Source organism: Pseudomonas sp. PS01299, assembly GCF_029960145.1.
GTDB lineage: Bacteria > Pseudomonadota > Gammaproteobacteria > Pseudomonadales > Pseudomonadaceae > Aquipseudomonas > Aquipseudomonas putida_A.
Genome location: NZ_JASCPO010000058.1, coordinates 14,665 through 31,564 on the forward strand (window position 1 = coordinate 14,665; position 16,900 = coordinate 31,564).

At 58.6% G+C, this 16,900-nt stretch carries 17 protein-coding genes; 3 read left to right on the top strand and 14 right to left on the bottom strand.

Going from position 1 to position 16,900, the window contains the following annotated elements; genetic code table 11:
- Position 1 precedes the first annotated feature (1 nt).
- From ccoG to QMX91_RS12980, 3 genes are all read right to left on the bottom strand, one after another.
- Positions 2-1,417: a cytochrome c oxidase accessory protein CcoG gene (gene ccoG, locus QMX91_RS12970; RefSeq protein WP_282412820.1), complete on the bottom strand. Its 1,416-nt coding sequence runs from the start codon at positions 1,415-1,417 to the stop codon at positions 2-4.
- Positions 1,418-1,639: 222 nt separating this feature from the next.
- On the bottom strand, positions 1,640-2,050 hold the full coding sequence (locus QMX91_RS12975; RefSeq protein ID WP_027613254.1) for a type II toxin-antitoxin system VapC family toxin: 411 nt from the start codon (positions 2,048-2,050) through the stop codon (positions 1,640-1,642).
- Positions 2,050-2,304: a type II toxin-antitoxin system Phd/YefM family antitoxin gene (locus QMX91_RS12980; protein ID WP_047599120.1), complete on the bottom strand. Its 255-nt coding sequence runs from the start codon at positions 2,302-2,304 to the stop codon at positions 2,050-2,052. The genes QMX91_RS12975 and QMX91_RS12980 overlap by 1 nt, the downstream gene beginning before the upstream one ends.
- A 627-nt stretch (positions 2,305-2,931) precedes the next feature.
- Here QMX91_RS12980 and QMX91_RS12985 point away from each other — a divergent pair.
- Positions 2,932-3,936 (top strand): metallophosphoesterase, encoded by a 1,005-nt coding sequence (locus QMX91_RS12985; RefSeq protein WP_282412821.1) that lies wholly within the window; start codon positions 2,932-2,934, stop codon positions 3,934-3,936.
- A gap of 55 nt (positions 3,937-3,991) precedes the next feature.
- Here the strand turns inward: QMX91_RS12985 and ccoP (QMX91_RS12990) are convergent, their stop codons facing one another.
- From ccoP (QMX91_RS12990) to ccoN (QMX91_RS13025), 8 genes are all read right to left on the bottom strand, one after another.
- Positions 3,992-4,975, bottom strand: coding sequence for a cytochrome-c oxidase, cbb3-type subunit III (ccoP, locus tag QMX91_RS12990; RefSeq protein WP_103368398.1), 984 nt, complete (start codon positions 4,973-4,975; stop codon positions 3,992-3,994).
- Positions 4,972-5,157: a CcoQ/FixQ family Cbb3-type cytochrome c oxidase assembly chaperone gene (locus QMX91_RS12995; protein WP_003175465.1), complete on the bottom strand. Its 186-nt coding sequence runs from the start codon at positions 5,155-5,157 to the stop codon at positions 4,972-4,974. Before QMX91_RS12995 ends, ccoP (QMX91_RS12990) begins: the two co-directional genes overlap by 4 nt.
- Positions 5,158-5,163: 6 nt before the next feature.
- Positions 5,164-5,772, bottom strand: a complete 609-nt coding sequence (gene ccoO, locus QMX91_RS13000) for a cytochrome-c oxidase, cbb3-type subunit II (RefSeq protein WP_024164411.1) — start codon at positions 5,770-5,772, stop codon at positions 5,164-5,166.
- Positions 5,772-7,214, bottom strand: coding sequence for a cytochrome-c oxidase, cbb3-type subunit I (ccoN, locus tag QMX91_RS13005; RefSeq protein WP_282412822.1), 1,443 nt, complete (start codon positions 7,212-7,214; stop codon positions 5,772-5,774). Before ccoN (QMX91_RS13005) ends, ccoO (QMX91_RS13000) begins: the two co-directional genes overlap by 1 nt.
- A gap of 482 nt (positions 7,215-7,696) precedes the next feature.
- Entirely contained in the window at positions 7,697-8,650 is a 954-nt protein-coding gene (gene ccoP / locus QMX91_RS13010) for a cytochrome-c oxidase, cbb3-type subunit III (protein WP_282412823.1), read from the bottom strand.
- Complete coding sequence (locus tag QMX91_RS13015; protein ID WP_098968495.1) at positions 8,647-8,844, bottom strand: cbb3-type cytochrome c oxidase subunit 3; 198 nt, start codon at positions 8,842-8,844, stop codon at positions 8,647-8,649. Before QMX91_RS13015 ends, ccoP (QMX91_RS13010) begins: the two co-directional genes overlap by 4 nt.
- A 5-nt stretch (positions 8,845-8,849) precedes the next feature.
- Entirely contained in the window at positions 8,850-9,458 is a 609-nt protein-coding gene (gene ccoO, locus QMX91_RS13020; RefSeq protein ID WP_003223389.1) for a cytochrome-c oxidase, cbb3-type subunit II, read from the bottom strand.
- A 10-nt stretch (positions 9,459-9,468) separates the two neighbouring features.
- A complete protein-coding gene (ccoN, locus tag QMX91_RS13025) occupies positions 9,469-10,893 on the bottom strand; it encodes a cytochrome-c oxidase, cbb3-type subunit I (protein WP_098967987.1) in 1,425 nt (474 codons plus the stop codon).
- 95 nt (positions 10,894-10,988) lie between these two features.
- Here ccoN (QMX91_RS13025) and QMX91_RS13030 point away from each other — a divergent pair, with 95 nt between their 5' ends.
- Positions 10,989-11,669, top strand: a complete 681-nt coding sequence (locus QMX91_RS13030; protein WP_223007392.1) for an alpha/beta family hydrolase — start codon at positions 10,989-10,991, stop codon at positions 11,667-11,669.
- A gap of 817 nt (positions 11,670-12,486) precedes the next feature.
- Here the strand turns inward: QMX91_RS13030 and QMX91_RS13035 are convergent.
- A complete protein-coding gene (locus QMX91_RS13035) occupies positions 12,487-12,954 on the bottom strand; it encodes a hypothetical protein (RefSeq protein WP_098967989.1) in 468 nt (155 codons plus the stop codon).
- Between the two features lie 380 nt (positions 12,955-13,334).
- Between QMX91_RS13035 and QMX91_RS13040 the strand changes: the two genes are divergently transcribed.
- The gene (locus QMX91_RS13040) at positions 13,335-13,481 is read left to right on the top strand and encodes a hypothetical protein (RefSeq protein ID WP_167797052.1); all 147 of its coding nucleotides are present in this window, start codon (positions 13,335-13,337) and stop codon (positions 13,479-13,481) included.
- 772 nt (positions 13,482-14,253) lie between these two features.
- On the opposite strand, the gene QMX91_RS13045 is transcribed toward QMX91_RS13040, so the two are convergent.
- Positions 14,254-15,819: a PAS domain-containing methyl-accepting chemotaxis protein gene (locus QMX91_RS13045; RefSeq protein ID WP_003223402.1), complete on the bottom strand. Its 1,566-nt coding sequence runs from the start codon at positions 15,817-15,819 to the stop codon at positions 14,254-14,256.
- A 102-nt stretch (positions 15,820-15,921) separates the two neighbouring features.
- Positions 15,922-16,713: a type II CAAX endopeptidase family protein gene (locus QMX91_RS13050; RefSeq protein WP_282412824.1), complete on the bottom strand. Its 792-nt coding sequence runs from the start codon at positions 16,711-16,713 to the stop codon at positions 15,922-15,924.
- Positions 16,714-16,900: the final 187 nt, after the last annotated feature.

A 16,900-nucleotide genomic window follows, 5' to 3' on the forward strand; every position in this document is an offset into this window, starting at 1 on the left:
CTCAACGGGTTTGTGGGCCGATGAATCGGCTCTTGGCTTCAACGTGGACGCTATCATCGTCGGCATCCTTGAGGATGAATTTCACCTCGTTGGTGCTCGACGGCAATTGTTCCGGTGCGCTCGACAACTCCACCGGCATGCTGAAGATTTCGCCGGCCGGCACCTTGATCTCGCGTTTGCCTTGCAGGCGCAGATCCGGCAGACCGGCGGCTTCCAGCACGTAGGTGTGGTCGCGCTGATCCTTGTTCATGATCTTCAGGCTGTAGACGTTTTCGATCCGGCCCTCGGCGTTCTCGCGGTACAGCACGCGGTCCTTGCTGACGTCGAAGCCGACCAGCGAGCGCATGAAGAACGCCGTCACCAGCAGGCTGATCATCGCCAGCAACACCACCGCATAGCCGATCAGGCGTGGCCGCAGTTTATGGGTTTTCTGGCCGGAGAGGTTGTGTTCGGTGGTGTAGCTGATGAGGCCGCGCGGGTAGTCCATCTTGTCCATGATCGCGTCGCAGGCGTCGATGCACGCGGCGCAACCGATGCATTCGATCTGCAGGCCGTCACGGATGTCGATACCGGTCGGGCACACCTGAACGCACATGGTGCAATCGATGCAGTCGCCCAGACCCATGGCCTTGTAGTCGACACCTTTCTTGCGCGGGCCACGGCTTTCGCCGCGACGCGGGTCGTAGGAAACAATCAGGGTGTCCTTGTCGAACATCACGCTCTGGAAACGTGCGTAGGGGCACATGTAGATGCACACCTGCTCTCGCAGCCAGCCGGCGTTGCCGTAGGTGGCGAGGGTGAAGAAACCGACCCAGAAATACGACCAGCCATCGGCCTGGCCGGTGAAGAACTCGATCACCAGTTCGCGGATCGGCGAAAAGTAGCCGACGAAGGTCATGCCGGTGACGAAGCCGATCAGCAGCCACAATGAATGCTTGGCGAGCTTGCGCAGAAATTTGTTGCCGGTCATCGGCGCTTTATCGAGCTTGATCCGCTGGTTGCGGTCGCCTTCGGTGACCTTCTCGCACCACATGAAAATCCACGTCCACACGCTTTGCGGACAGGTGTAGCCGCACCAGACGCGGCCGGCGTAAACGGTGATGAAGAACAGGCCGAACGCCGCAATGATCAGCAGCCCCGACAGCAGGATGAAGTCCTGCGGCCAGAAGGTCGCACCAAAGATGAAGAACTTGCGTTCCGGCAGGTTCCACCACACCGCCTGATGCCCGCCCCAGTTCAGCCACACCGTACCGAAATACAACAGGAACAGCGCGGCGCCGCCCATCATCCGCAGATTGCGGAACAGGCCGGTGAAAGCACGGGTGTAGATTTTTTCTCGAGAGGCGTAAAGATCGACGCTGTTGTTCGCGTTTTTGCTCGGTGGTGTGACGTCGTGTACCGGAATCTGGTTGCTCATCATTGCATCCCACGGCAGTGGACAAATGCCTCGGTCGATACGTGCCGACCGCGGTCAGAAAGGGGTGTCGCAGTGGCGCAATGATACGCCTGTCGCTCTAACTCAAGGGTGCGACCTTTGGTCGCGTTGGGGAAAAAGCATTATTGGTGTAGCGAATGCAGAAAAGCCTGATGCAGATCAATTGACTTGTTGAGTATGGACGGTTTTGGAGTGGCGGCTAATTCAATGTTCCCATGGGTTGATCAGGGCGACGCCGCTCGAGCGGAAATCACCGACATTGCGGGTGACCACCGTGAGTCCATGCACCAGGGCCGTGGCAGCGATCAATGCATCGCTTTCATTGGCCTGGTCGGGTACATGCAGGCTGGCACAACGCAGTGCCACCGCGGCATCGACCGGCAGGATTCGGGCTTCGAATGCCGGAATGACGTGACGCGTCAGCCAACTGCGCAACAGCTTTCCTTGAGCAGGATCACGCCGTTCCATTCGCAGTACTCCGGTTTCCAGTTCTTTCAAAGTAATGGCGGAAATGTACAGGCGCGGGGCGATGACGCCTTTGGCCCAACTGACGACATTGGCATCGGCCTGCGGCTTGCGAAGTTCGGAAATCACATTGGTGTCGAGTAAATACATCAGGACAGATCCACGGGACGATGAATGATGACTGCGCGCTCGGTTTCGAAATCGATGTCGGCAGCCTCCGGCATGACCAACAAATCGACAATGCTCGTGTTTGCGCCGCTCAGTTTCTGATATTCCTCAATGCTCAACAGGACATGAGAGGCCTTGCCACGGTCGGTGATGATCACTGGACCCAGACGCGCAGCCTTTTTGGCGCTGCTGGTGTCCTGATTGAATTCACGGCTGGAGATGGTGGTGATTGCCATCATGGTTGACCTCTCGCAATACAGATGTAGCAACGTTACTACTTCGCCTTGGGGGCGGCAATCGAGGAAGACAGGACTCAGCCGTCCGTTGGTCGGTCCGTGGCAGACATCAGTCGAGCCAGCCTCGCACAAGGCGCAGACCGGCTCGGATTGATTCAGACGTGGCGTCAAGACTCAGGGAAGTCTGCCGCCGCCCAGGCTCTCGAGACTGCCGGTATTTCTGTGGGGCTTTGTGGTGCTTCTGGAGTCGGGTTGCAACGGATTACCCAGTGTCACGGCAATCGATTCCACGGGGTGGTTCGATGGATCGATTGCCTGATCGTTGTCTATGAGTTTCTGATCAACCGGGAGAGGGTTTTTGCTGTCATTCAACATAGCGGCTTCATCCTTGAAGTGGCTCCGATGAGGGTCAACGGGCTGTGGACGACCCTACAGAGCATAGCGAATCGAGTCCATCAGGCATGTGTCTCAAAGTATTAATTTCGAAGGCGATTTTAATATTCCAGAAATATCATTAGTTAATTAATGGGTTTTGTTTTCTTGTTTTTTTCGAATAGCTTATTGGCTGTTGTGCAGCGTGTTAGTTGCATGTTCATGTTTTGAAATTTAACGGAATAATGGAGTGTTATGAAAATCAAGGAAGTTAAAAATCTTTTCGCTTGTCTGTGTCTGGTGTCCCTGACTTCTCTCGCCAGTGCCAATGAAGGTATGCCGCAGCACATGGTATTTGCATCAGACCCGCAATACCCGTGGACAGAAAAGTCGGACAGTGGCGAGGATGAATCGAGCGCGGATTTCGAAAAACGCGCGAAGTGGCTGGTGGAAACCCAGTTCGCGAGCATTGCCCAGTTCCGTACCGAGATGGGCGGGCAGGCTGCCGTGCCATTGATGATCAACGGTGACATGACCGCGTTTGGCCACGGCTGGCAGCGCTCTTTCATCGGTTCGATGCTGAAGAAACACTTTGGCGATCACGTGCTCTACGGATTGGGCAATCACGACTACCAGAACAACGTGAATGACTGTTTCAGTGAAAGTTGCGCAGCGGGCAGTATTGTTGATTACCGTGATCATCATGTCGGTAAAGTCGATGAATTTGATCTGGAAGTCACCGGCAGCTTTGTGAATAAACACTATCTGGGTAGTCTGGCTTATTCAAAGAATATGGGTGAAGTGCATCTGGTGCAGTTGAACAATGAACCCACTTATGCGGTGAAGATTTCTCACGCGTTGAATCCGACCACATTCGATATCACGGCGTCGCTGGACTGGCTGGAAAATGATTTGCGAATAGCGCGAGCGCAGGGCTACGCGATCATTATCAACATGCACAAGCCCTATGAGTGGAAAGGCAGTTGGGATCAAGAGAAGCGCTTTCGCGAAATGATTGAAAAGTATCAGGTGACGGCGATGTTCGCCGGCCACTTCCACGACGAGGGTGGTAGCCAGACCTATATGGGGAGCGTGCCGATGTTTCTCAGCGGTTCAGCTTCTCAGCAGACGTACCTGACCGCCACTTTTTCCAAGGATCGCAAGCAATTGGAGGTGAGTCTGGTCGAGGACAATCAGTGGCGCAAACGTACGCCGGTGGCCACCGTGCCGGTGAAGTCGATCTGGGCCAGTAACCCATAAAAAATCCCCCGCCAGAGCACTGGCGGGGGATTCTTCATTACATCAAGCCCTGGCCTTATTGCGCCTCGGCCTCCGGCGCTTTTTCACCGTGGGACAGGCTGTAAACGTAAGCCGCCAGCAGGTGGACCTTGTCGTTGCCTTGCAGTTGTTCCTGCGCAGGCATCTGGCCCTGACGGCCGTAACGGATGGTCTGCTGCAGTTGCGCGAAGCTCGAACCGTAGATGAACGCGGCCGGGTGGGTCAGGTTAGGCGCGCCCATCGCCGGGGTGCCTTTGCCTTCCGGACCGTGGCAGGCCACGCAGTTGGCGGCGAACAGTTTCTGGCCGTTGGCCGGGTCAGCCTTGGTGCCTTCCGGCAGTTTGCGGCCATCGAGCTGGGTCACCACGAAGGCTGCGACATCGGCTACGCCTTGTTCGCCAATGACTTCGGCCCAGGCCGGCATCACCGCGTGTCGACCGCCCATGATGGTGGTCTTGATGGTTTCCGGCTCGCCGCCCCAGCGCCAGTCGGCGTCGGTCAGGTTCGGGAAGCCATAGGCGCCCTTGGCGTCGGAACCGTGGCATACCGAACAGTTGGAGGCGAACAGACGGCCGCCCATCTTCAGTGCTTGCGGATCCTTGGCCACTTCCTCGATCGGCATCGCCGCGAACTTGGCGAAGATCGGACCGAACTTGGCGTCCGAGCGGGCCATTTCCTTTTCCCACTCATGCACGCCGGTCCAGCCGGTCTGGCCGTTGGCGAACGCGGTCTGCTTGTCGTTATCGAGGTAGTTGTAGCCCGGCAGCAGGCCTTTCCAGTTGCCCAGGCCCGGGTACAGCACCAGATAACCCAGGGCAAACACGATGGTGCCCACGAACAGCATGAACCACCATTTCGGCAGTGGGTTGTCGTACTCCTCGATCCCGTCGAAGGAGTGGCCGACCGTTTCGTCCGTCTGTTCGCTGCGCTGGCCCTTGCGGGTCGACAGCAGCAGCCAGGTCAGGGCGAAGATCGTACCGAGACTGAGGACTGTGACGTACAGACTCCAGAACGTAGTCATTCTTTGTTACTCCTAGAAGCTTGCTCGACGTGCTTGATGGCTTCGGGATCATCCGCAAAAGGCAGCAAGGTTGCGTCTTCAAACTCCGACTTGCGCTTGGGGCTGAATACCCACAACGCCAAACCGATGAAGGCCACCATCACGACGACGGTGCCCAGGCCGCGAATCATCCCGATATCCATGAAGAATCACCGTTTGCTTTTGATGATGGTGCCCAGGCCCTGAAGGTAGGCCACCAGCGCGTCCATTTCGGTTTTGCCCTTCACGGCATCTTTTGCACCGGCGATGTCTTCGTCGGTGTAAGGGACGCCGAGCGTGCGCAACACTTCCATTTTCTTGGCCGTGTCTTTGCCGTCGAGCTTGTTTTCCACGAGGAACGGGTAAGCCGGCATTTTCGACTCAGGTACCACGTTGCGCGGGTTGTACAGGTGCGCACGCTGCCAGTCATCGGAGTAACGACCGCCCACGCGAGCCAGATCCGGGCCGGTACGTTTGGAACCCCACAGGAACGGGTGGTCCCAGACGCTTTCACCGGCGACCGAGTAGTGGCCGTAGCGTTCGGTTTCAGCGCGGAACGGACGGATCATCTGCGAGTGGCAGCCGACACAACCGTTGGCGATGTAGACGTCGCGGCCTTCCAGTTCCAATGCCGAACGCGGCTTCATGCCCTCGACCGGCTTGTTAGTGACGTCCTGGAAGAACAGCGGAACGATCTGGGTCAGGCCGCCAATGCTGACGGCAATGACCATGAAGAAGGCCAGCAGGCCAATGTTCTTCTCGACAGCTTCATGCTTCATCAGTGAGCTCCAACAACAGCGATCTGGGCGGCGGCTTCGGCTTCAGCCGCGTTCGAGGCGCGCACGGTGCGCCAGACGTTGTAAGCCATCAGGAACATGCCGCTGGCGAAGAAAGCACCGCCCAGGGCACGAACGATGTAGCCCGGGTGGCTGGCCTGCAGCGCTTCGACGAACGAGTAGGTGAGGGTGCCGTCATCGTTGATTGCACGCCACATCAGGCCCTGAGTGATGCCGTTGACCCACATCGAGGCGATGTACAGCACGGTACCGATGGTTGCGAGCCAGAAGTGCGCGTTGATCAGGCCGACGCTGTGCATCTGCGCACGACCGAACAGTTTCGGGATCATGTGGTAGATCGCGCCGATCGAAATCATCGCCACCCAGCCCAAAGCCCCGGCGTGGACGTGGCCGATGGTCCAGTCGGTGTAGTGCGAGAGCGAGTTGACGGTCTTGATCGCCATCATCGGACCTTCGAAGGTCGACATGCCGTAGAACGCCAGGGAAACCACGAGGAAGCGCAGGATCGGGTCGGTGCGCAGCTTATGCCAGGCGCCCGAGAGGGTCATCATGCCGTTGATCATGCCGCCCCAGCTTGGCGCCAGGAGGATGATCGACATCGCCATGCCCAGCGATTGTGCCCAATCCGGCAGTGCGGTGTAGTGCAGGTGGTGCGGGCCGGCCCAGATGTACAGGGTGATCAGCGCCCAGAAGTGCACGATCGACAGGCGATAGGAGTAGATCGGACGTTCGGCCTGTTTCGGCACGAAGTAGTACATCATCCCGAGGAAGCCGGTGGTCAGGAAGAAGCCCACGGCGTTGTGGCCGTACCACCACTGGATCATCGCGTCGGTCGCACCGGCATAGGCCGAGTAGGACTTGAACAAGCTCACGGGCAAGGACGCGTGGTTGACGATGTGCAGCATCGCGGTCACGACGATGAATGCGCCGTAGAACCAGTTACCGACATAGATGTGCTTGGTCTTGCGCTTGGTGATGGTGCCGAAGAACACCAGCCCGTAGGAGACCCAGACAATGGCCAGCAGAATGGCGAGCGGCCATTCCAGCTCTGCATATTCCTTGGTAGTGGTGTAGCCCAGCGGCAAGGTAATGATGGCGCCGACGATGACCGCCTGCCAGCCCCAGAAGGTGAAGGCGGCAAGGCTGTCGGAGATCAGTCGCGTCTGGCAGGTTCGCTGCACGACATAGTAGGAAGTGGCAAACAGTGCACAACCACCGAAGGCGAAAATCACCAGGTTTGTGTGCAACGGGCGCAGGCGTCCAAAGCTCGTCCACGGCAGACCGAAGTTCAACTCCGGCCAGACCAGTTGCGAGGCGATGAAGACACCGAGCCCCATGCCAAGGATCCCCCAGACCACCGTCATGATGGCGAACTGGCGGACTACCTTATAGTTATAAGCAGTCGGACTGATTGCTGTGCTCATTCTAAGGTTCCACGGTTTGGGTGTTTTATTAGGATTAAAATCGGCCGCAAGTATGCAGAGAGCAGGGGGTCATTGCAACGCGCCATGACCTGGGTCAATGCTTTCCAACGCTGATTCTGCGGCCTTTCCATACGCCGCGTAAGGTCAAAATTGGCCTCGGACAAAATGTCGCAGCGGACGAAAAAAGCGAGGGGATCAGGTCGCTTGTAACGGGGTGTGTTCAAACGCTCAGTTCGGGTGACGGACGGTAAATGGCACGACAGCCGGTATCTACCGGCGTTTGCGGCCACATCAGTCAGCCGGTTCGCAGAACACAGCAGTCAGCGTTGACCTGGAACCAGCACAAGCCAGTCCGCATCGAGCAAGCGTAGACCCGAATCCGGGGAACCGAAAGGAGAGGGTGTGACGGGGTGCGACAATGCGTCGCAAAGGGGCGGGATGCTGCCGCACCGAGAACGGTGCGGCAGATGTGTACGCAATGCTTATTGCTTTTTGTCTTCAGTAATCAGTTTTTCTGTATTCAATCCATGGCTCAGGCTGTACACATAAGCTGCGAGCAGTTGCACTTTATCGTTGCCCAACAGTTCGTTCTGTGCCGGCATGTGGCCCTGGCGACCGTGGCGGATGGTCTGCTCAAGCTGCGTCAGACTCGTGCCATAAATAAATCCGGCCGGGTGCGTCAGATTCGGCGCACCCATGGCTTCAGTGCCGTGGCCGGTTGCCCCATGACAGGCTACGCAGGTGGTGCTGAACGCTTGCTGTCCGGCTTGCAGGTCCGCCTTGCTGTCGGCCGGCAGCGGCAGGCCGGCGAGTTCGTGACGCACATACGCCGCGACGTTCTTCACCCCGGCTTCACCCAGCACTTCGCCCCAGGCCGGCATCGCCGCCATGCGGCCACCCATGATGGTGGTCTTGATGGTTTCGGCGTCGCCGCCCCAGCGCCAGTCCTTGTCGGCCAGGTTAGGGAAGCCGAAAGCGCCCTTGGCGTCGGAACCGTGGCACACCGAGCAGTTGGAGGCGAACAGTCGGCCACCCATTTTCAGCGCCTGCGGATCTTTCGCTACTTCCTCCACCGGCATGGCGGCGAATTTGGCGAAGATCGGCCCGAATTTGGCGTCAGCCTTGTTCATCTCCTTCTCCCACTCGTGCACGCCGGTCCAGCCGTCCTCGTAGCCGGGCAGGATGCCTTTCCAGTTGCCGAGGCCCGGATACAGGATCAAATAGCCCACGGAAAACACCAGCGTGCCGGCGAACAGCATGAACCACCACTGCGGCAGCGGGTTGTCGTACTCCTCGATGCCGTCGAAGCTGTGGCCCATGGTCTGGTCGACGCTGCCCTTGGTCTCGCCCCGGCGGGTGCCGATCAGCAGCCAGGTCAGGCCGATCAGGCTGCCGATGGTCAGTACGCAGATCCACGTACTCCAGAAGGTGGTCATGGCCGGGTACTCCTTGGTTCAGGTGCTTGGGTAATGTCGGGTTGCGGCTCGTCGGCAAACGGCAGCAGGCGCGCTTCGGCGAACTCCGGCGTGCGCTTGCGGTTGAACACCCAGATCGTCAGGCCGACGAAGGCGACGAACACCACGACGGTGCCGAGGCCGCGAATCAGCCCTGCACTCATTTCAATGATCATCGTGCTCACCTCTTGCTCTTGATCGCAGTGCCGAGCACTTGCAGGTAGGAGACGAGGGCGTCCATTTCGGTCTTGCCCTTGAGGCTGGCGACCGCGCCGCTGATGTCATCGTCGGTGTACGGCACGCCGAGGGTGCGCATGGTCTTGAGCTTGGTTTCGGTATGGCTGCTGTCGACCGCTTGCGTCACCAGCCACGGGTAGGCCGGCATTTTCGACTCCGGTACCACGTTGCGCGGGTTGTACAAGTGCGCGCGGTGCCAGTCGTCCGAGTAACGCGCGCCGACCCGGGCCAGGTCTGGCCCGGTACGCTTGGAACCCCACAGGAACGGGTGATCCCATACGCTCTCACCGGCCACCGAGTAGTGCCCGTAGCGTTCGGTTTCGGCGCGGAACGGCCGGATCATCTGCGAGTGGCAACCGACGCAGCCTTCGCGGATGTAGATATCGCGGCCTTCCAGTTGCAGCGCGGTGTAGGGCTTCATGCCTTCCACCGGTTTGTTGGTGACGTCCTGGAAGAACAGCGGGACGATCTGGGTCAGGCCGCCGATGCTCACGGCGAACACCATCAGCAGCATCAACAGGCCGACGTTCTTTTCAATCGTTTCGTGTTTCATGGCGGACTCCTCAGGCCATCTGCGCGGCAGCAACGACGTCAGCAGGCTGCGAGGCCCGCACGGTGCGCCAGGTGTTGTAAGCCATCAGGAACATGCCGCTGAGGAAGATCGCCCCACCCACCAGACGCACGATGAAGCCTGGGTGGCTGGCCACCAGGGTTTCGACGAAGGAGTAGGTCAGCGTGCCGTCCTCGTTCACCGCGCGCCACATCAGGCCCTGAGCGATGCCGTTGACCCACATCGAGGCGATGTACAGCACGGTGCCGATGGTCGCGAGCCAGAAGTGCGCGTTGATCAGGCCGACGCTGTGCATCTGCTCCTTGCCGAAGACTTTCGGGATCATGTGGTACAGCGCGCCGATCGAGATCATCGCCACCCAGCCGAGTGCGCCGGCGTGAACGTGGCCGATGGTCCAGTCGGTGTAGTGGGAGAGGGCGTTGACGGTCTTGATTGCCATCATCGGACCTTCGAAGGTCGACATGCCGTAGAACGCCAGCGACACCACGAGGAAGCGCAGGATCGGGTCGCTGCGCAACTTATGCCACGCGCCCGAGAGGGTCATCATGCCGTTGATCATGCCGCCCCAACTCGGTGCCAGCAGAATCAGCGACATCACCATGCCCAGCGACTGCGCCCAGTCCGGCAGCGCGGTGTAGTGCAGGTGGTGGGGGCCGGCCCAGATGTACAGGGTGATCAAAGCCCAGAAGTGCACGATCGACAGGCGATACGAATACACCGGACGTTCGGCCTGTTTCGGCACGAAGTAGTACATCATCCCGAGGAAACCGGCGGTGAGGAAAAAGCCCACGGCGTTGTGGCCGTACCACCATTGCACCATCGCGTCGGTCGCACCGGCGTACACCGAGTAGGACTTGGTCAGGCTCACCGGCAACTCAAGGTTGTTGACGATGTGCAGGATCGCCACGGTGATGATGAACGCGCCGAAGAACCAGTTGCCGACGTAGATATGCTTGGTCTTGCGCTGCATGATCGTGCCGAAGAACACGATGGCGTAGGCGACCCAGACGATGGTGATCAGGATGTCGATCGGCCATTCCAGCTCGGCGTATTCCTTGGAACTGGTGTAACCCAGTGGCAGGCTGATCGCTGCCAATAGAATCACAAGCTGCCAGCCCCAGAAGCAGAATGCGGCGATTTTCGGCGCGAACAATTGCGTCTGGCAGGTGCGTTGTACCGAGTAGAACGAACTGGCGAACAGCGCACAGCCACCGAAGGCGAAGATCACCGCGTTGGTGTGCAGCGGGCGCAGACGGCCGAAACTGGTCCAGGGCAAATTGAAGTTGAGTTCGGGCCAGACCAATTGGGCCGCGAGAAAAACCCCGAGCCCCATGCCGACGATGCCCCACACCACCGTCATAATGGCGAATTGGCGGACCACCTTGTAGTTGTAGGCGGTACTGATAGAAGTGTTCATGGTTCCCCATCCACGGTTCAGCCGAAGTGAGCGCGCGCGGAAAACGCCGCGAATCCTTCGCCTGGAGTTATAGGCAGACTAAAAGCGAGGCAAGCATGGACAAACAGCACAAGGCCAGTATTGACGGGGATCAATGGGCGCAGTGCGTGCGGGATCATGGGTGGCTTTGGGATGCCGCGTCGGGCGAGGCTTCGGCGACTCTGATCCTGGCGCATGGGGCGGGGGCGCCGATGGACAGTGAGTGGATGTCGGATATGGCTGGGCGCCTTGCTGCATTGGGCGTGAACGTGTTGCGGTTTGAGTTTCCTTATATGGCGCAGCGGCGGGTGGATGGCAGTAAACGCCCGCCGAATCCGGCGCCGAAACTGCTTCAGTGCTGGCGCGAAGTGTTCGCTGAAGTGCGACGTCATGTCGCTGGGACTTTGGCCATCGGTGGTAAGTCCATGGGCGGGCGGATGGCCAGTCTTTTAGCTGACGAGTTGGGCGCCGATGCGCTTGTCTGTCTTGGATATCCGTTTTATGCGGTTGGGAAACCTGAGAAACCGCGGGTTGAGCATTTGGCTTCTTTGCGGACTCGGACGTTGATTGTTCAGGGGGAGCGGGATGCTCTCGGAAATCGGGACGCTGTCGAGGCTTACGATCTATCGCCGAGTATTGAGGTGTTTTGGTTGGCCTCTGGGGATCATGATTTGAAGCCGCTCAAGGTTTCCGGGTTTACGCATGAGCAGCATTTGGCTGCCGCCGGGCAGAAGGTGGCTGCGTTTCTTCAGTGTTGACCGAGCCGAGCTGAAATTTTGAAACTTATGAAGATCGGCTCCCTTTCCCCCCTCGCCCCTTGGGGGAGAGGGCTGGGGTGAGGGGGTAGATCTTGAACGTTGCACACTTTTCGAACTGTGTGCATATCCGTTGCTGCGGTAACGGCTACTTAGGGTTCCGCCCTTACGGCGGGTCACTTTTTACAAACGCCTAAAAAGTAACCAAAAACGCTTGCTCCTACGTCCGGCCCGCTCGCTAAAGCTCGGGGTCCCTTCGCTCCGGGATCCATCCGGGCGCAGCGCCTACGGTTTGCTTCGCTGCACCTCCTCTCGCTGTGTTTGGCTGCGCCAAACGGTCGCTGCGCTCCCACCCCCGGATCAATCCCTCCGCTCAGCCTTCCGATGTCGCCTGTGGATCAAGATCAAGAGCGACAGCCGAGCTTGCGCTCATCCTGTTGAGTGGTGAGGAGCAAGAGCGGTGCGCGTTCTGCTCTTGCTTTTGTGTGGGAACCCGCCTGCTGGCGAAGGCGGCCTGACAGCCGACCATTCTCTTACTGACTGCACGCAATCCCTGTGGGAGCTGGCTTGCCAGCGATGGCGGCCTGACAGCCGACCATTCTCTTACTGAAGTACCCGGCCCTACTGTGGGAGCGAGCTTGCTCGCGAAAGCTGTCTGCCATACGCCATCCATTCAAACAGGCAATAAAAAACCGGAAGCTTTCGCTAACCGGTTTTTCACGATCAAAGATCGCAGCCTGCGGCAGCTCCAAGGAGTCATTCTTTCAAATTACATTGAAGGGGTACTCTTCCGGAGTTGCTGCGAGCACCCCTGCCAGATCTAGCCAGCATCCGACGGTCTCAGTCTCGTCATGGTGAAAGTCCCCTTGGGATTCAGACGATAGCGATGGCTTTTGAACACGGCCTCGAATGATCCCGTAGCGATATCCGTTTCAGCATCATATTTAACGCTGAGGATCGCCGAGTCGGCGTCCACCGAAGCCATTCCGATAAATCCCGGCGGCGCAGGGATCCAATGGCTGTGAACAAATGTCAGCCCGTTGTCGAAGTTATAGACGCCTGTGAGTGACTCATCGGATTGGTAGGGCAGAGTCATGGAGAACGAAAAATAGCTTTCATCGTCGAAATTTCCTGTTCCACCACTGATGGACCAATACCGCTCGCCCAAGAACTCGTCCTGATAGAAAGATCTGAATTTCGCTGTTTTCCGTTTACCGCCCAATCTCCATTGAAACCTGTCATCACTGACGAGTGGTTTTTTCGGGAGAAACATAACGTGAGTGGTCATTGTTAAACCTGCCTTTTCAATTAAGAGGAGGTGTTACAACCGACTGCAATTACGGTTTCTCTTGATATCCGCTCGAACAGGTGTGCGTCTACTGTCAGATCTGACAGCTAGGCAACCAGCCTTACATGTGCTGGTCAGCTAATAACGTTGCCGAGACTGCGTGAATATCCGTTGCCGCGGTAACGGCCACTTAAGGTTTCGCCCTTACGACGACTCACTTTTTTGACAAACACCTCAAAAGTAAGCAAAAAAACGCTTGCTCCAACGTTCGGCCCGCTCGCTGGAGCTCGGGGTTCCTTCGCTCCGGGATCGATCCGGGGGGGCAGCGCCTACGGTTTGCTTCGCTGCACCTCCTCTCGATCGCCGAGGCTTGCGAATCGTTGTCGTCGGCCAAAGTCAAGGCTGGCAATATCGCCAACTCAATCGGTGGCCCGGAGGGCAATCCGCTGCTGGCGCTGCAACAGCCGATCATGTTGAACGAGCTGTTGGTTAATCGATTGCTGGACAAACTGCGGTTGCCTCAATAATTCCGCTGGCCGTTATGGCCTCTTCGCGAGCAAGCTCGCTCCCACATTGGTTCTGCGTACACAGGACTAAATGTGGGAGCGAGCTTGCTCGCGAATGCGGTCTGCCAGACACCACCAGTTTCAGACTGGCAACAAAAAGCCCGGACGCTTTCGCTGTCCGGGCTTACAGGTCAAAAGATCGCAGCCTTCGGCAGCTCCTACAGGTGATCGGTGTAGGAGCTGCCGAAAGCTGCGATCTTTTGATTTACTTTGTGGTGGATAGCCTGCCAGTGATCACATATTTATCGAACACTTTCTGCCCATCACGCGCGGCGTGCCGAACATCCAGGAATGTCAGTTCATCACGAACTTTCTGTTTGTGGGGTTTTCGCGTGGGGTATGGATTCATGCTGGCCGATCTGCGTGATTGAGTAGCGACGGGCAAACGATAGAACTTGGCTGCACCAAGCACCAGTCGGCGCATTCTGGCGCAGTTGTAGGCAGTGTCTGCGTTGCTTGAGTGAGATCGTCGTTGGTAGAGAAGGCGTCTTCGCGAGCAAGCTCGCTCCCACAGGTGATTGTCGTCGTGCGCAGAACTGTGACTCAACGCAGTGCCAATGTGGGAGCGAGCTTGCTCGCGAATGCGGTCTGCCAAGCACCATCACTTTCAGACTGGCAATAAAAAGCCCGGACGCTTTCGCTGTCCGGGCTTTTAAGATTAAAAGATCGCAGCCTGCGGCAGCTCCTACAGGTGATCGGTGTAGGAGATGCCGCAGGCTGCGATCTTTTGCTTTTAGCGGTTAAACCGCTCCACCAATGAATACTGAGTATTCGCAGTCTTGGTCAGCTCTTCACTCAGCAACGCCGAGTTATGCGCCTGTTCCGAGGTCTGGTCTGCCAACTCCGAAATGTTGCTGATGTTGCGGCTGATTTCTTCAGCCACGGCACTTTGCTCTTCGGTCGCAGCAGCGATCTGCGTGGTCATGTCGGTGATGTTGGCCACTGCTTCGCTGATGCCGACCAGTGCCTGATCCGCTTCCAGTACCCGCGCCACACCTTCTTCGGCCTGGCGATGGCCGGCTTCCATGGTCTGCACGGCGCTGGACGCGGTCTGCTGCAGCTTGGCGATCAGGGCGTGGATCTGGCCGGTGGATTCGCTGGTGCGTTGCGCCAGTTGGCGCACTTCGTCAGCTACCACGGCGAAGCCACGGCCCATCTCGCCGGCACGTGCCGCTTCGATGGCGGCGTTGAGGGCGAGCAGATTGGTCTGGTCGGCGATGCCTTTGATCACGTCGACCACGCCGCCGATTTCGTCGCTGTCCTTGGCCAGTTGGGTGACGGTCAGGCCGGTTTCGCCGACCACCACCGACAGGCGCTGGATGGCTTCGCGGGTTTCCCCGGCGATGTCACGGCCACGACCGGTCAGGCGATTGGCTTCCTGGGTGGCGTCGGCAGTGCGCTGCACGTGGCTCGCCACTTCTTGCGTGGTGGCAGCCATCTGGTTGACGGCGGTGGCGACCTGTTCGGTTTCCACGCGCTGGCGCTCCAGACCGCTGGAGCTGTTGTGCGCCAGGGCGTCGGACTGTTTGGCCTGATCGGTCAGGTGCTCGGCGGTGTCCTGCAGACGGGTCAGGCAGGTTTTCAGGCGCGCTTCCTGGCTGAGGATCGACATTTCCAGACGCGCCTGCGCGCCACGGCTGTCGGTGTACATCTGCGCGATCAACGGGTCGGAAGTGGTCTGCTCGGCCAGGCGCAGCAGGCGCTTGAGCCCACGTTGCTGCCATTGCAGGCCCATCAGGCCCAGCGGCACCGACAGGCCGGCAGCGAGGGCGAAGCCCCAGTGCGAGTTCAGGGTCGCGCCGATCACGAAGCTCAACTGGCTGACCAGAATGAACGGCAGCCAGTCCTGCAGCACCGGCAGCCATTTGTCGCTGGAAGGGATCGCCGACTTGCCTTGGTTGATGCGTTGGTAGAGCGCTTCGGCACGGCGGATCTGTTCGGCAGTGGGTTTGATCCGCACCGACTCGTAACCGACCACCTGATTGCCGTCGAACACCGGTGTCACGTAGGCGTTCACCCAGTAGTGGTCACCGGATTTGCAGCGATTCTTGACAATGCCCATCCATGGCAAGCCTTGTTTCAGTGTGCCCCACATGTGCGAAAACACCGCAGCCGGGACGTCGGGGTGACGAACCAGGTTGTGCGGCGCACGGATCAGCTCTTCACGCGAAAACCCGCTGATTTCGACGAAAGCGTCGTTGCAGTAGGTGATCACGCCTTTGGCGTCGGTTGTGGAAATCAACCGCTGCTGAGCCGGGAAAGTCCGTTCGCGTTGTGTAATGGGCTGGTTATTACGCATGGTTTTTCAATCCGCAAGGCTTTGAAAGGTTGTCGGCGCTGTCAGGAAATTATTGAAGTTTTTTTTCAGATATAAGTACGGCGTCGCAAAACCGCTCTTGCTTCAACCGGCCAGCATCGGATAGGTGAACAGCGCAAAATGCAGCAAGTTCAGCCCGAAGTGCGTGGCGATCGCCGCAGCAAGGCCACCGAAACGGTAGGCCAGACCATAGCCGACACCCGCCAGACCCGCCAGCAACACCCAGTGCCAGCCGGCACCCACATGCGCCAGGCCAAAGATCAGCGACGCCAGCAGCAGGGCGAGGTTGTCGCCGTGGGGCAGGTGCTTGAACAGGCGGCTCAAACCGCCCTGTATATAGCCGCGAAACAGCGCCTCCTCGACCAGCGTCACCAGCAGCAGATTGTTCAGCAGCCACAGCCACGCTTGATCGGGCCACTTCGGCGCCCAGGCAATCATGCCGAACAACAGTGCGCCGCCCAGCGCCAGGACGGCGCTCAACGTCAGAGCGAGGACGCTGGCGTACACCGTCGGACGCAGCGAGCGTGCCGCGACAATCCACGGGCAGGCGAGCAACAGCCAGAAGCCGATCAAGGGTTTGTCCAGATTCAGGTACATCGCAAACGGCACGGCGTCGTCGGTGAAACGCAGCGGGGCGATGGCCCGGCCGTTGGCGAATCCCGGCAACCAGTGCAGCGCCAGCGACAGGGCGAGGAAGATGAACACGGCATGCCCCAACAGGCGCGCCACCGGCACCTGCTGTTGGCGCACGGCGAAACCGGTCAACAGCAATAGTCCCACGGAGATCAGCGCGAGCCAGCCGAGTTGGCCAAAGCTCAACGCCAATCCATAACCGAGGCTGAGAAGTGCCAGATAGAGCCATGGCAACGCCTTCATCGAAAGTCCTTGTGCAGAATTTTGTGGAAGGGCTTTCTACACGGGTGAGGGCGTGGGGACAAGTAAAGGTGTGGCGGGATGCGGGGACAGGCTCCCAACCTGAGGCTATCCACAAAACTCATTGTGGGAGCGGGCTTGCTCGCGAATGCGGTGTGTCAGGCGATAAAAATCTCGACGGATACACCGC

Bases quoted from the DNA above. Each gene is read 5' to 3' on its own strand.
- ccoG (WP_282412820.1), bottom strand. From the start codon at position 1,417: ATGAGCAACCAGATTCCGGTACACGACGTCACACCACCGAGCAAAAAC.
- QMX91_RS12975 (WP_027613254.1), bottom strand. From the start codon at position 2,050: ATGTATTTACTCGACACCAATGTGATTTCCGAACTTCGCAAGCCGCAG.
- QMX91_RS12980 (WP_047599120.1), bottom strand. From the start codon at position 2,304: ATGGCAATCACCACCATCTCCAGCCGTGAATTCAATCAGGACACCAGC.
- QMX91_RS12985 (WP_282412821.1), top strand. From the start codon at position 2,932: ATGAAAATCAAGGAAGTTAAAAATCTTTTCGCTTGTCTGTGTCTGGTG.
- ccoP (WP_103368398.1), bottom strand. From the start codon at position 4,975: ATGACTACGTTCTGGAGTCTGTACGTCACAGTCCTCAGTCTCGGTACG.
- QMX91_RS12995 (WP_003175465.1), bottom strand. From the start codon at position 5,157: ATGGATATCGGGATGATTCGCGGCCTGGGCACCGTCGTCGTGATGGTG.
- ccoO (WP_024164411.1), bottom strand. From the start codon at position 5,772: ATGAAGCATGAAGCTGTCGAGAAGAACATTGGCCTGCTGGCCTTCTTC.
- ccoN (WP_282412822.1), bottom strand. From the start codon at position 7,214: ATGAGCACAGCAATCAGTCCGACTGCTTATAACTATAAGGTAGTCCGC.
- ccoP (WP_282412823.1), bottom strand. From the start codon at position 8,650: ATGACCACCTTCTGGAGTACGTGGATCTGCGTACTGACCATCGGCAGC.
- QMX91_RS13015 (WP_098968495.1), bottom strand. From the start codon at position 8,844: ATGATCATTGAAATGAGTGCAGGGCTGATTCGCGGCCTCGGCACCGTC.
- ccoO (WP_003223389.1), bottom strand. From the start codon at position 9,458: ATGAAACACGAAACGATTGAAAAGAACGTCGGCCTGTTGATGCTGCTG.
- ccoN (WP_098967987.1), bottom strand. From the start codon at position 10,893: ATGAACACTTCTATCAGTACCGCCTACAACTACAAGGTGGTCCGCCAA.
- QMX91_RS13030 (WP_223007392.1), top strand. From the start codon at position 10,989: ATGGACAAACAGCACAAGGCCAGTATTGACGGGGATCAATGGGCGCAG.
- QMX91_RS13035 (WP_098967989.1), bottom strand. From the start codon at position 12,954: ATGACCACTCACGTTATGTTTCTCCCGAAAAAACCACTCGTCAGTGAT.
- QMX91_RS13045 (WP_003223402.1), bottom strand. From the start codon at position 15,819: ATGCGTAATAACCAGCCCATTACACAACGCGAACGGACTTTCCCGGCT.
- QMX91_RS13050 (WP_282412824.1), bottom strand. From the start codon at position 16,713: ATGAAGGCGTTGCCATGGCTCTATCTGGCACTTCTCAGCCTCGGTTAT.